10 protein-coding genes are annotated in these 13,418 nt (G+C 74.5%); 3 read left to right on the forward strand and 7 right to left on the reverse strand.

What is annotated here, in order from left to right:
- Positions 1 to 41 precede the first annotated feature (41 nt).
- A complete protein-coding gene (locus ABTZ17_RS00795) occupies positions 42 to 1,517 on the reverse strand; it encodes a M28 family metallopeptidase (RefSeq protein WP_352193339.1) in 1,476 nt (491 codons plus the stop codon).
- A gap of 390 nt (positions 1,518 to 1,907) precedes the next feature.
- Here ABTZ17_RS00795 and ABTZ17_RS00800 point away from each other — a divergent pair, with 390 nt between their 5' ends.
- The gene (locus ABTZ17_RS00800) at positions 1,908 to 2,939 is read left to right on the forward strand and encodes an aspartate-semialdehyde dehydrogenase (RefSeq protein WP_352193340.1); all 1,032 of its coding nucleotides are present in this window, start codon (positions 1,908 to 1,910) and stop codon (positions 2,937 to 2,939) included.
- A 153-nt stretch (positions 2,940 to 3,092) separates the two neighbouring features.
- On the forward strand, positions 3,093 to 5,678 hold the full coding sequence (pepN, locus tag ABTZ17_RS00805; RefSeq protein ID WP_352193341.1) for an aminopeptidase N: 2,586 nt from the start codon (positions 3,093 to 3,095) through the stop codon (positions 5,676 to 5,678).
- Positions 5,679 to 5,833: 155 nt separating this feature from the next.
- Here the strand turns inward: pepN and ABTZ17_RS00810 are convergent, their stop codons facing one another.
- From ABTZ17_RS00810 to ABTZ17_RS00825, 4 genes are all read right to left on the reverse strand, one after another.
- Positions 5,834 to 6,766, reverse strand: coding sequence for a LysR family transcriptional regulator (locus tag ABTZ17_RS00810; protein WP_352193342.1), 933 nt, complete (start codon positions 6,764 to 6,766; stop codon positions 5,834 to 5,836).
- Between the two features lie 58 nt (positions 6,767 to 6,824).
- Positions 6,825 to 7,817, reverse strand: a complete 993-nt coding sequence (locus ABTZ17_RS00815) for a DMT family transporter (RefSeq protein ID WP_502994567.1) — start codon at positions 7,815 to 7,817, stop codon at positions 6,825 to 6,827.
- Positions 7,818 to 7,856: 39 nt separating this feature from the next.
- Positions 7,857 to 8,807 carry an EamA family transporter gene (locus ABTZ17_RS00820; protein ID WP_352193343.1) on the reverse strand — a complete coding sequence of 317 codons (951 nt, stop codon included), beginning with the start codon at positions 8,805 to 8,807 and terminating at the stop codon, positions 7,857 to 7,859.
- A 112-nt stretch (positions 8,808 to 8,919) separates the two neighbouring features.
- Positions 8,920 to 10,257, reverse strand: coding sequence for an MFS transporter (locus ABTZ17_RS00825; RefSeq protein WP_352193344.1), 1,338 nt, complete (start codon positions 10,255 to 10,257; stop codon positions 8,920 to 8,922).
- A gap of 112 nt (positions 10,258 to 10,369) precedes the next feature.
- Between ABTZ17_RS00825 and ABTZ17_RS00830 the strand changes: the two genes are divergently transcribed.
- Positions 10,370 to 10,861 carry a MarR family winged helix-turn-helix transcriptional regulator gene (locus ABTZ17_RS00830; protein WP_352193345.1) on the forward strand — a complete coding sequence of 164 codons (492 nt, stop codon included), beginning with the start codon at positions 10,370 to 10,372 and terminating at the stop codon, positions 10,859 to 10,861.
- Between the two features lie 157 nt (positions 10,862 to 11,018).
- Here the strand turns inward: ABTZ17_RS00830 and ABTZ17_RS00835 are convergent, their stop codons facing one another.
- Positions 11,019 to 11,261 (reverse strand): hypothetical protein, encoded by a 243-nt coding sequence (locus ABTZ17_RS00835; RefSeq protein ID WP_352193346.1) that lies wholly within the window; start codon positions 11,259 to 11,261, stop codon positions 11,019 to 11,021.
- Positions 11,262 to 11,377: 116 nt separating this feature from the next.
- Positions 11,378 to 13,414: a 4-alpha-glucanotransferase gene (gene malQ / locus ABTZ17_RS00840; protein WP_352193347.1), complete on the reverse strand. Its 2,037-nt coding sequence runs from the start codon at positions 13,412 to 13,414 to the stop codon at positions 11,378 to 11,380.
- Positions 13,415 to 13,418 lie beyond the last annotated feature (4 nt).

Here is a 13,418-nt window from a genome sequence, read left to right on the forward strand (position 1 = left end):
CGATCGGCGACGGGCCGTGTCCTCCGGCCCGTCGCCGCGGCTCAGCCCTTCAGCGAGCGCAGGTCCTGGGCGTAGGTGCCGACGGCGTGGGCGATGACGTCCACGTTGGTGTCGAAGAACTTCCGGTCGATGTTCTTCAGGGTGTCGCCCGCGCCGTGGTAGTTCGGGTCGTAGGCCACCCCGGCCTTGCCGCCGTAACGGGCGGCCTGCTCGGGGGTCTTGATGCCCTCGGCGCCGGTGAAGGTGCCGCCCGCCGGGATGCCGTTGGCGATGAACGGGCCGTAGTCGGAGCGGCCGTCGAAGTCGCTGCCCTCGTGGGCCTTGCCGCGCTTGTCGAGGAAGCGGTTGATCAGGCGCTCGATCTGGGCGGAGCCGGCCGGTCCGGCGCCCTCGCCGGTCTTGTCCGAGTCGTCTCCGTCGTAGACGAACTGGGCGGCGTTGGGCGAGCCGATCATGTCGAAGTTCAGGTAGAGCGCGATGTTCTTCTTCTGCTTCGCGGTCAGCTTCGAGACGTAGTGCTCCGAGCCGAGCAGGCCCAGCTCCTCGGCGGACCACCAGGCGAAGCGCACCTTGTTGGCGGGCTGCTCGCCGGTCTTGCGGGTCTGCTCGGCGAGCTTCAGGGCCACCTCCAGCAGACCGGCGGAGCCGGTGCCGTTGTCGTTGATGCCCGGCCCCTCCTTCACCGAGTCCAGGTGGCTGCCGAGGGCGACGACCCGGTCGGCGCGACCGCCGCGGGTCTCCGCGATCACGTTCCGGGTGGCGCGCTGGACGTGCTTCTGGTCCAGCTCCAGCTTGACCTTGACCTCGCCCTTGGCGACGGCCGCGGTGAGGGCCTCACCGTCGGCGAGGGAGATGCCCGCGGAGGGGATCAGGCCCTCGGAGGGGGCGGAGAAGCCGCCGTGCACCGGGGTGGTGCCGCTGTGGTTGAAGACGATCACGCCGAGGGCGCCCGCCGCGGCGGCGGCCCGCTGCTTCTCCACGAAGGTGCAGGTGCCGCGCTTGACCAGGGCGATCTTCCCCTTGAAGGCACCGGCCGGGTAGTCGGCGGCGTCGCAGCCGGGGGTGTCGTCCACCCGCGCGAGGGCCAGCGGGGCGGTCAGCCCGCCCTTGGGGGTGGAGGGGGTGAAGGTGAAGGCGGCGGTCTCCAGCGTGCGGGCGGGCGTGCCCAGGACGGTGGTCTTCTCCTTCTTGGTCTGCGCCTCGTAGATGGTGAAGTCCTGGTACGAGACCTTGTAGCCGGCCTTCTTCAGCAGGCCGTGCACGTAGGCGGCGGAGGCGTCGTAGCCGGCGGTGCCCGCGGCCCGGTTGCCGCCGTGGGCGTCGGCGATCTGCTGGAACTTCACCAGGTGGCGGTAGGCGCTCTTGCCGGAGGCCGCCTCCACCAGGCGGCTCGCGAGGCGGCCGCCGTCCCCGGCGGAGCGGTCGTGGGCCACGGCGGGGGTGGCGGTGAGCAGGAGGGGTGTGGCGACGGCGGCGGTGACGAGGGCCGCTATGGTCCGCTGGCGGTGGGCGCGCACGGTGGTTCTCCCCGGATTGCTGTGGTGCGGTCGGTGTCGGTCGGGCGCGGGCCGGTGCGGCTCCGCGCTCGGGCCCCGCACACCGGGGCGGCCGGTGAGGGCGGCCACCCGTTCGGTGCGCGGAACACGTGTCCGGATATCGGTCACGTAGCAGGGACCGTAGCCACTCCGGAGCACCCCGGACGCCCGATCCGGGCTCCGGCAACGAGCCCGCCACATACTTGTCATACCGCCCGCCGGACGGAGGGCCCCGGGAGACCGGACGGAGGCCCCGGCCGGGGTCCCGGAGGCGGCCGGTCCGTACTGCGGACAATGGATTGGACAAGCGGCCAGGGTCCGCACGCATGATGGAGCAGGCTTGCCCCCGCTGCACGTACAGAAGGAGTCACCGTGAGGGTCGGAATCGTCGGAGCCACCGGACAGGTCGGCACAGTCATGCGCGCGATCCTCGCCGAGCGGAAGTTCCCGGTGGACGAGCTGCGCCTGTTCGCCTCGGCGCGCTCCGCGGGCTCCACCCTCGACTGGGAGGGCACGGAGGTGACCGTCGAGGACGCGTCCACCGCCGACTACTCCGGCCTGGACATCGTGCTCTTCTCCGCCGGCGGCGCCACCTCGCGCGCCCTCGCCGAGAAGGTCGCCTCCCAGGGCGCCGTCGTGATCGACAACTCCTCCGCCTGGCGCGGCGACCCCGAGGTCCCGCTCGTGGTCTCCGAGGTGAACCCGCACGCGGTGGCGAACCGCCCCAAGGGCATCATCGCCAACCCGAACTGCACCACGATGGCCGCGATGCCCGTGTTGCGCCCCCTCCACGAGGAGGCCGGGCTGACCGCGCTGGTCGCCACCACCTACCAGGCCGTGTCCGGATCCGGCGTGGCCGGCGTGGCCGAGCTGAAGACCCAGGCGTGCGCGGTGGCCGAGGCCGCCGACCAGCTCGCCTTCGACGGGGAGTCCGTCGAGTTCCCGGAGCCCGGCGTCTACAAGCGCCCGATCGCCTTCAACGTGGTCCCGCTCGCCGGCTCGATCGTGGACGACGGCTCCTTCGAGACCGACGAGGAGCAGAAGCTCCGCAACGAGTCCCGCAAGATCCTGGAGATCCCGGGCCTGAAGGTCTCCGGCACCTGCGTGCGCGTGCCGGTCTTCTCCGGCCACTCCCTCCAGGTCAACGCCCGCTTCGACCGACCGATCGGCGTGGAGCGCGCCTACGAGCTGCTCAAGGACGCCCCGGGCGTGGAGCTCTCCGAGATTCCCACCCCGCTCCAGGCGGCCGGCAAGGACGCCTCGTACGTGGGCCGGATCCGGGTGGACGAGACCGTGGAGCACGGCCTCGCGATCTTCCTGTCCAACGACAACCTCCGCAAGGGCGCGGCCCTCAACGCCGTGCAGATCGCGGAACTGGTCGCGGACGAGCTGCGCCAGGGCTGATCCACGGCTTCCCCGCACCGTCCCCGGAGGGCGGCACCCGGCCCGGGTGCCGCCCTCCGGCACGTCCGGGTGGGGGCCGTGATTACCGAAGGCGGCCGGCGGACCGGGCGTGCAAGGATGACCCGGAACGTCACCATCGAAGGAGATGAACGCGTGCCAGGCACGAATCTGACCCGTGAAGAGGCCCAGCAGCGGGCGGAACTGCTCACCGTCGACTCGTACGAGATCGACCTCGACCTGAGCGGCGCGCAGGAGGGCGGCACCTACCGGTCCGTGACCACGGTGCGCTTCGACTCCGCGGAGGCCGGCGCGGAGACCTTCATCGACCTGGTCGCGCCCGCGGTGCACGAGGTCGTGCTGAACGGCAAGGCCCTGGACGTTGCCGCGGTGTTCCGGGACTCGCGGATCGCGCTGAAGCGCCTGGCCGCCGGGTCGAACGTGCTGAAGGTGGTCGCGGACTGCGCGTACACCAACACCGGCGAGGGTCTGCACCGGTTCGTGGACCCGGTGGACGAGCAGGCCTACCTGTACACCCAGTTCGAGGTGCCGGACGCCCGCCGGGTGTTCGCGAGCTTCGAGCAGCCCGACCTGAAGGCGACCTTCCGGTTCACCGTGAAGGCCCCGGCGGGCTGGACGGTCATCTCGAACTCCCCGACCCCGGAGCCGGTGGACCACGTCTGGTCCTTCGAGCCCACCCCGCGGATCTCCACGTACATCACCGCGCTGATCGTGGGCCCGTACCACGCGGTGCACAGCTCCTACGAGGGCCCGGACGGGCAGTCGGTGCCGCTGGGCATCTACTGCCGCCCGTCGCTGGCGGAGTTCCTGGACGCGGACGCCGTCTTCGAGGTCACCCGGCAGGGCTTCGACTGGTTCCAGGAGAAGTTCGACTACGCCTACCCGTTCGCCAAGTACGACCAGCTCTTCGTGCCGGAGTTCAACGCGGGCGCGATGGAGAACGCGGGCGCCGTCACCATCCGCGACCAGTACGTGTTCCGGTCGAAGGTGACCGACGCCGCGTACGAGGTGCGGGCGGAGACCATCCTCCACGAGCTGGCCCACATGTGGTTCGGCGACCTGGTCACCATGGAGTGGTGGAACGACCTGTGGCTGAACGAGTCGTTCGCCACCTACACCTCCATCGCCTGCCAGGCGTACCACCCCGAGTCGCGCTGGCCGCACGCGTGGACCAGCTTCGCGAACTCGATGAAGACCTGGGCGTACCGGCAGGACCAGCTGCCCTCCACGCACCCGATCATGGCCGAGATCGACGACCTCGAAGACGTCATGGTCAACTTCGACGGCATCACCTACGCCAAGGGCGCCTCGGTGCTCAAGCAGCTGGTGGCGTACGTGGGCCAGGACGAGTTCTTCAAGGGCGTCCAGGCCTACTTCAAGGCGCACGCCTTCGGCAACACCCGCCTGTCCGACCTGCTCGGGGCGCTGGAGAAGACCTCCGGCCGCGACCTGACCGCCTGGTCGAAGGCGTGGCTGGAGACCGCGGGCATCAACGTGCTGCGGCCGGAGATCGAGACCGACCAGGACGGTCGGATCACCTCCTTCCGGATCCGCCAGGAGGCCCCGGCGCTCCCCGCGGGCGCCAAGGGCGAGCCGGTGCTGCGCCCGCACCGCATCGCGGTGGGCTTCTACTCCCTGGACGAGGCCACCGGCAAGCTGCTGCGCGAGCGTCGGGTGGAGCTGGACGTGGCAGCGGCCGAGCTGACCGAGGTCGCCGAGCTGGTGGGCCACCACCGGCCGGACGTGGTCCTGCTCAACGACGACGACCTCTCCTACGCGAAGGTCCGGCTGGACGAGCACTCGCTGGCCCAGGTCACCGCGCACCTGGGCGACTTCGAGGCCTCCCTGCCGCGGGCCCTGTGCTGGGCCTCCGCCTGGGACATGACCCGGGACGGCGAGCTGGCGGCCCGCGACTACGTGTCGCTGGTGCTGTCCGGCATCGGCAAGGAGACCGACATCGGCGTGGTGCAGTCCCTGCACCGCCAGGTGAAGCTGGCCGTGGACATGTACGCCGATCCCGCCTGGCGGGACACCGGTCTGGCCACGTGGACCGGGGCGGCCCTGGAGCACCTGCGGGCCGCCGAGCCCGGCAGCGACCACCAGCTGGCCTGGGCCCGCGCCTTCGCGGCCACCGCCCGCACCGAGGAGCAGCTGGACCTGCTCGCCGGCCTGCTGGACGGCTCGGAGTCCCTGGAGGGCCTGGTCGTGGACACCGAGCTGCGGTGGGCCTTCCTGGAGCGGCTGGCGGTCACCGGCCGGGCCGACGAGCCGGAGATCGCGGCGGAGCTGGCGCGGGACAGGACCGCGGCGGGCGAGCGGCACGCCGCCACCGCGCGCGCCGCCCGGCCGACGGCCCACGCGAAGGCAGAGGCGTGGGCCTCGGTCGTGGAGTCCGACGGCCTGCCGAACGCCGTGCAGGAGGCCGTGATCGGCGGCTTCGTCCAGACCGACCAGCGCGAGCTGCTCGCTCCGTACGCGGAGAAGTACTTCGCCGCGGTCAAGGACGTCTGGGACACCCGCTCGCACGAGATCGCCCAGCAGATCGCGGTGGGCCTGTACCCGGCGCTGGAGGTCTCGCGGAGCACGCTGGACGCCACGGACGCCTGGCTGGACTCCGCGGGGGCCGGCCAGGCCCTGCGCCGGCTGGTCTCGGAGTCCCGCGCGGGCGTGGAGCGTGCCCTGCGCGCCCAGGCCGCGGACGCGGCGGCGGCCTCGGCCTGACGGGTCGCCCGGCCGGCCCGACCCGGCGGCCGGGCCACGGATCGACCGAACGGAGGGGATGCCCCCGGTGCCGTGCGCACCGGGGGCACCCCCTTGTCGCGTGCCCGGCCGCGTCGCCCGGCCCGGGGCGCTGCGTGCGGGGTGCGCTCCGGGGGTCACTTCCGGGGCGGTCGGTCCGTGGTCGGCGGCTCCGGTACGGCCCGCAGGGCGGCCAGGACGTGCCCGACGGCCGGGGCGGCGCCGGGGCCGCGGCGCAGGGCGGCGAGGACGTGTCGGGCCGGGCGGTCGCGGCCGAGGTCGCGGAGGACGGCGGCGCCCGCCCGGGGCGCCGCCATCCGGGGGACGAGCGCCACGCCCATGCCCGCGCCGACCAGGGCGAGGATGGCCGTCCAGCCCGCGGCGGAGTGGGCCTGTTCGGGGACGAAGCCGGCGGCCTCGCAGGCGGTGCGGGTGATCTCGGACCAGGGGCCGGAGCCGCCGAAGATCCAGGGGTCCCCGGCGAGGTCGGCCAGCCGCAACCCGGGGGCGTCGGCGAGGGGGTGGTCGGGGGGCAGGGCCACGTCGAGGGGGTCTTCGAGGAGGGTGATCCGGGTGAAGCGGGGGTCGTGGCCGGTGGGGGCGTGCGCGGCGAGGGAGAGGGCCAGGTCGACGGTGCCGGCGGCGAGCAGTTCGTACGCCTCGGCGGCCTCGGTCTCGCGGACCCGGACGGTGATCCCGGGGCGGGTGGCGCGGAGGGCGGCCACGGCGGGGACCACCAGGGCGGGGACGGCCGTGGAGAAGGCGCCGAGGCGGACCTCGCCGGTCTCCCCGGCCCGGTAGCCGGAGAGTTCGGCGTCGGCGGCCTCCAGGCGGGCGAAGACGGGTTCGGCGTGGCGCAGGACCAGGTGGGCGGCGGCGGTGAGGCGGACCCGGCGGCCCTGGGCCTCCAGCAGGTCCACCCCGAGTTGTCGGGCGAGGGAGGCCAGGGCCTGGGAGACGGCCGAGGGGGTCATGTGCAGGGCCCCGGCCGTGGCGGTGACGGTGCCCCGCTCGGCGAGGGTCCGCAGGATCCGCAGCTTCTTGATGTCCCAGTCGGTCGGTCCGCTCATGTCCGGAAACCTACCGGCGGGCGCCGGGGCGGCGGCCGGCGCGCGGGCCGCCGGGGGTCTACCGGCGGGATCCCAGGGCGACGCCGCCGAGGATGAGGGCCATGCAGAGGAGTTGGGCGGGGCCGGTGTGCTCGCCGAGGAGGAGCAGGGAGAGCAGGGCCACGCAGACCGGCTGGAGGTAGTACACGATCCCGGCGCGGGCGGCGCCGATGAGGGCGACGGCGCGGTTCCAGGCGAAGAAGGCGACGGCGGAGGAGAAGACCCCGACGTAGAGCAGCGGTCCGGCGGTGCCGGGGGTGAGGTCGAAGCCGCCCTGGACGGTGACGGAGACCGCGTACGCGGGGGCCAGCATCAGGGCGCCGAGGGCGAAGGTGGTGAACAGGAAGGCCAGGCCGCCGAGTTCGGCGGGCTTGCGCTTGAGCAGGGCGCTGTAGGTGGCGAAGGAGAGGGCGGCCGCGAACATCCAGAGGTCGCCGGGGGCGAAGGAGAGGGTGAGGGAGCCCTTGCCGACGAGGAGGAGGACGCCGAGGGCCGCGGTGAGGAGTCCGCAGGTGCGGAGGGCGCCGAGGCGTTCGCCGCCGAGGCGGGCGTAGCCGGCCATGATCACCGGGGAGGCGGCCATGATCATGCCCATGTTGGCGGCGGAGGTGGTCAGTCCGGCCTGGTGGACGAGGGTGTTGTAGAGGGTGACGCCGAAGAGCGAGGCGAGGCTGACGAAGCCGAGGTGGCGGCGGATCAGGGCCCGTTGCCGCCAGGTCTCGCGGAGCGCGAAGGGGGCGACGGCGGCGAGGGCGATGAGCCAGCGCCAGAACACGGCCTGGACGGGCGGGACGCTGTCGGCCATGCCCCGGGTGGCCACGAAGCTGCCGGACCAGACCACGGTGGCCAGCAGGGCCAGCAGGAGGCCGAGCCCGGTGGCCCGGCCGCGCGGTGCGGGGCCGGGGGTCGGGTCGGGGCCGTGACCGGTGTCGCCGGCGGGCCGGGCGGTGGTCCGTCCGGTGGGGTCGGCGGGCTGCTGCGGTGTGGTGCGGGAGTGGTCCAGGACGGCCACGGCGGGGTCCCCCTCGGGGTCGGTGATGGGTTCGTGGACCTACCGTCGCAACACTCGATCACTCAGGTCCATCGAATCTTTGCGCACGTTCTGTTCAGCTGGACTGAACGATCCGGTGAGGGGCCGGACGGCGGCGGGGGTGCGGCCGGGGAGTTGTCCGGCGACGGTGGCGGCGAAGGCGAGCGCCATGCCGGCGATCTGGACGGGGCCGAGGGACTGGCCGAGGGCGGCCCAGCCGATGACGGCGGCGGTCAGCGGGGAGAGCGGGCCGAGGAGGGTGGCGGAGGTGGCGCCGAGCCGTGCGATGCCCTGGAACCAGAGCCAGTAGGCGAGGCCGGTGTTGACCAGGGCCAGGTAGCCGTAGCCGAAGACGGCCCGGCCGTCGAGGGCGGGCGGGGCCCCTTCGAGGAGGAGGGCCACCGGCAGGATCAGGAGTCCGCCGGCGGTCAGCTGCCAGCCGGTGAGGGCGAGCGGGCCGGCGCCCTCCGGTCGGCCCCAGCGCTTGGTGAGGACGGTGCCCGCGGCCATGGAGACCGAGGAGGCGGCGCCGGCGAGGACCCCGGCGGTGTCGAGGGCGGCCCCGGCCTTGAGGACGACCATCGTGACGCCGAAGGCCCCCGCGATCGCGGCGAGCACGGCCCGCGTGGAGGCCCGTTCGCCGAGGAGGAGCGCGGAGAGACCGATGACCACGAGCGGGCCCAGGGCGCCGAGGACGGCGGCGACGCCGCCGGGCAGCCGGTAGGCGGCGAGGAACAGCAGCGGGAAGAAGGCCCCGATGTTGAGGGCACCGAGTACGGCGGACTTCCACCACCAGGCGCCGCGCGGCAGGGTCCGGGAGACCGCGAGGAGCAGCAGTCCGGCGGGCAGGGCCCGGACCAGGGCGGTGAACAGCGGGCGGTCCGGGGGCAGGAACTCGGTGGTGACGGCGTAGGTGGAGCCCCAGGAGGCGGGGGCGAGGGCGGTCAGGGCGATGACGGCGGCACGGTTCACGGCGGTGCTCCTGTGACGGGAAGTCCGGGGCCGGGGCCGCGAGGGCCGGGGCTCGGGGACTTCGGGAGGCGGTCGGGCGGTCACGCGGGTGGGGAGGGCGGACCGGCGGGGCTCAGACGGCGGCCGGGGCCGGGGTCGGAGCCGGGATCTCCGCGGGGGCGGAGGCGGTGGGGGCCGCCGCCGGGGCGGGTGGTTCGGCGTACACGGCGGCGGCGGGCAGGCGGGGCTCCAGGCGGACCAGGGCCAGGGCGGCGCCCAGCGAGGTGAGGGCGAGCAGGAGCCAGGGCAGTCGGCCGTCCACCGCGAGCAGGGCGGTGAAGAGGGACGGGGCCAGGGACATGGCCACCGAGTAGGAGAGCTGGTAGGTGGCCAGGTAGCGGCCGCGGGCGGCCTCGGGGGCGGCGGAGACCGCGAGGGCGCCGCCGGAGGGGCTGTGGACCAGCTCGCCCAGGGTGTAGACCACGACGATCACCAGGAGGGCGAGGGTCAGTCCGACCGGGCCGGGCCGGAAGGTGCCGAGCAGGACCTGCCCGAGGAAGGCGGCGGCGAAGAGCAGGGCGCCCAGGGCGGCGGAGCGGGTGCGGCGGGCGCCCGAGCGGCGGACCCGTGCGGCGACCAGGACCCCGGCCCCGGCGCACAGCGCGGTGTTGAGGGTGAAGGCGGCCCCGGTCAGCGCGTCGGGTCCGGCCAGCCAGGTGGTGAGGTAGAGCGGGAAGAGCACGGAGAGGGCGGCGTAGCCCAGCGCGGCCAGGAAGTTGGTGGCGGTGAGGCCGAGGAAGGGGCGGTCCGCGAGGACCGCGCGGTAGCCGACGGAGGGGCGCGCGGTCCCGGCGGGGCGCGGCTCCGGAGCCGCGCCCGGAGCGGTGCGGACCCGGGCGAGGGCCAGCCCGGCGAGGGCGAAGGCGGCGGAGTTGCCCCAGGCGGTGGCGGCGAAGGCGGCGGGCCCGGCCAGGCCGAGCACGAGGGAGACCAGCAGGGCCCCGGCGCCCATGCCGGCGTTCTGGAGGGCGCGGACGGACGCCTGGAGCCGGTCCCGGGCGGCGCCCCGGGCCACTTCGCCGATGAGGGACTGTTGGGCCACCGGGAAGGACCGGTCCGCGACGGCGGTGAGCAGGGCCACCGCGGCGAAGGCCGGGACCGAGGCGGCCAGCGGGAAGAAAGCGAACCCCAGGGCCCGGAGGCCGTACAGGAGGAGTCCGACCCGCTTGGCTCCGTACCGGTCCACCGCCCAGCCCGCGAGCGGCATGGCCCCGATGGCCGTCAGCCCGGTGAGGGTGAGCACCAGGCCGACGGCCGCGAAGGACAGGCCGGTGACGTGGTGGAAGAAGACCAGGGTGAACGGCACGTACATGCCGATGCCGACGGCGCTGATGCCGACGCCCAGGAGCATCTGCCGCTCCCCGGGGACCCGTTCGCCGCCCGGGGCGCTCCCCCGCTGCCGTGCCCTCATCGTGTCCCCCCGAACCTCGTAAGTAGGTTGATGGAAAGTAGCTTACCGCTAAGCAACTTTTCGTCAAGCAACATTCTTGCTTCCGATCCCGGGATCCGCCGATACTGCCGTCATGACCCAGCAGCAGGACGCGGTGGACGCGATCGAGGCGCAGTGGAACCGCGAGCGGCCCGACCTGGACACCGCCCCGATGGCCGTCTTCGGCCGCATCTACCGGATCACCCGTGCGATGGGTGACGAGATGGAACGCACCTACGGGCGCTACGGACTCTCCCGCGGGGAGTTCGACGTGGTGGCGGCGCTGCGCCGGTCGGGAGAGCCGTACACGCTCTCACCCCGGGAGCTGTCGGCCACCCTGATGCTGACCAGCGGCGGGATGACCGGGCGGCTGGACAAGCTGGAGAAGGCGGGACTGGTCGGCCGGACCCCCGACCCGCACGACCGGCGGGGCCTGCGGGTCAGCCTGACCGAGCAGGGCCTCGACGTGGTGGACCGGGCCGTCACGGCCGGTCTGGAGGTGCAGCACCGGGGGGTGGAAGGACTCTCCCCGGAGGAACTCGTCCTCCTCGGCGACCTGCTCCGCCGGGTCATGGCCGGACTCTGAGCCGGGCCACCGGGCACGCCACGGCAAGGAGGCGGGCCCGGACGTGAGCCCGTACGCCGGCCCGGACGCGGACACGACGAAGCGCCGCGGGGCCGTACGGCGGTACGGACCCGCGGCGCCCGTGCCGCAGGAAGACGGGGCCCGGAGGCCCCGGTGATCAGCCCTGGCCGGGCTGCTGCTTGCGGGACTTGTCCCCGACCATCACGAGACCCGCGATGACCAGGAACAGCACGATCGGAGCGGCGACGAACAGGCCGAGGGTCTCGGCCACGCTCAGACCCGGACCGGGGTCGTCACCGTCGTCGCGGGTGAGCGCGAGCGCGGGGGACGTCATCAGCATCATCATCAGCGTCGATCCGGCCGTGACAGCGCCGGCGCGCAGGGCGTTCTTCTTGTCCACGGTGCAAACGTAGCGAACCCCCGAACCGGCCGCGCGCCCGGGGGTGCCGTACGGGGGCACCGGAGCACCGGAACGACCCCCGCCGAGGCCCCGCGGGCCGCCCCGCCGGCGGCCGGTCACCCCTCCCCCCGGACCGCCGCCATCAGCGCGTCCAGCCGCCCGGAGGCCGCCAGCGCGGCCAGGGTGAGGGGGCGTCCGGCCGCGTCGGCCACCGGCAGCCGCCAGTTGGGGTACTGGTCCCAGGTCCCCGGCAGGTTCTGCGGCCGGCGGTCGCCCACGGTGTCCGGCAGCCACACCCCCACCAACCGGGCCGGGGTCCGCCGCAGGAAGCCGTACAGGGCCCGCACGGCGGCCTCCTCGTCCGCCGTGTCGAAGCCCAGCCCGGACAGGGTGGTCAGCCACTCGGCGGTGTCCGCCGAGTCCGCGGCCCGCTCCTCGGCCAGTGGACGGGCCAGCAGCCCCAGCCGGTCGCGGAGTTCGAGGTGTTCCCCGCTCAGCCGGGCCGCGGTGGGCGGCAGGTCGTGGGTGGTGACGGTGGCCAGGCAGTCGGCCCGCCAGTCCGCCGGGTCCAGCGGGCGCCCGCCGCCGTCCCAGTCCCGCTCGAACCACAGCACCGAGGTGCCCAGCACCCCGCGCCGGGCCAGGGCCTCGCGGACCCCGGGGGCCACCGTGCCCAGGTCCTCCCCGATGACGGCGGCCCCGGCCCGGTGGGCTTCCAGGACCAGGATCGCCAGCATCGCCTCGGCGTCGTAGGAGACGTACGTGCCCTCGGTGGGCGGCCGCCCGGCCGGGATCCACCAGAGCCGGAACAGGCCCATCACGTGGTCGATGCGCAGCGCCCCGGCATGTCCGAGGAGGCCGCGCAGCAGCTCCCGGTAGGGGGCGTACCCGCTCGCGGCCAGGGCGTCGGGGCGCCAGGGCGGCAGGCCCCAGTCCTGGCCCTGGGCGTTGAAGGCGTCGGGCGGGGCGCCCACGGACATGACGGTGGCGAAGGAGCCCGGGCGGGAGCGGACGTCGGAGCCCTCCGGGTGCACGCCGACGGCGAGGTCGTGGACGAGTCCGATGTCCATGCCGGCGGTGCGGGCGGCGCGTTGGGCGGCGGCGAGCTGCGTCTCCGTCAGCCACACCAGCCAGCGGTGGAACTCCGTCTCGGCCGGATCCGGCGAGGTCTGCGGGCCCTGCGCTTCCTGCGGGTCCTGCGGGTCCTGCGCTTCTCGGGGACCCCGTGCGCCCCGGGGATCCTGCGCGGTGGAGGCCGCCGCGCACCAGGCGGCGTGGGCGTCCAGGGCCGGACCCTGGCGCGCGCGGAACTCCCGGTAGGCGGCCTCCCGCTCGGGGGTGCGCGGCTCCGCGTGCAGCAGCCGCAGCGCGGCCCGCTTCAGCTTCCACACGGCGTCCCGGTCGATGAGCGCGCCCTCTTCCAGCACGGCCCGGCGCAGGGCGGCGCCGCGTTCGGCCAGCCGGTCCAGGGCGGCCCGGCGCTCCGGCTCCGTCACCCGGTCGTACTCGGGCAGGTCCGGGACCCGCAGGTGCACCGGGTCGGGGAAGCGGCGGGAGGAAGGGCGGTACGGGGACGGGTCCGTGGGGCTGCCCGGTACCGCCGCGTGCAGGGGGTTGACCTGAACGAACCCGGCGCCGTGGGCGCGGGCCGCCCAGTCGGCCAGCTCGGCCAGGTCACCGAGGTCGCCCATGCCCCAGGACCGGTCGGTCAGCAGCGAGTACAGCTGGACCAGGAAGCCGTGGCTGCGGGCGGGCGGGGCCGGGGCCCGGTCGGGGGCCACCACGAGGGTGGCGACGGACTCCCCGCCGTCCGGCAGGCGGGCGGTCAGCCGGTGCACCCCCAGGGGCAGTCCGGGACCCCAGGGGACGCCGCCGCCGTCCTCCAGCGCCACCTCCAGCCGGGTGCCCGGCGGCAGCGCGGCCAGGGCCGCGGGCGGCGGGCCGCCCTCCCAGTGCACGAGCGTCGGCGGCAGCGGGCGCGGGGCCTCCGCCGCGGCGAGGGCCGCCGCCAGGGCCTCGGGGGTCGAGGCGTCGACCCCCAGGGACCCGAGCACGGCGAGGACGGTCCGCTCGGGGACCGCCACGGTCACGTCCCGCGCGGGCGCGTACGAGGTGGCCACCCCGTGCAGCGCGGCGAGCCTGTCGAGACTCAATCGG

Origin of the sequence: Streptomyces sp. NPDC097619 (assembly GCF_040302735.1) — a bacterium.
Classification (GTDB): Bacteria; Actinomycetota; Actinomycetes; order Streptomycetales; family Streptomycetaceae; genus Streptomyces.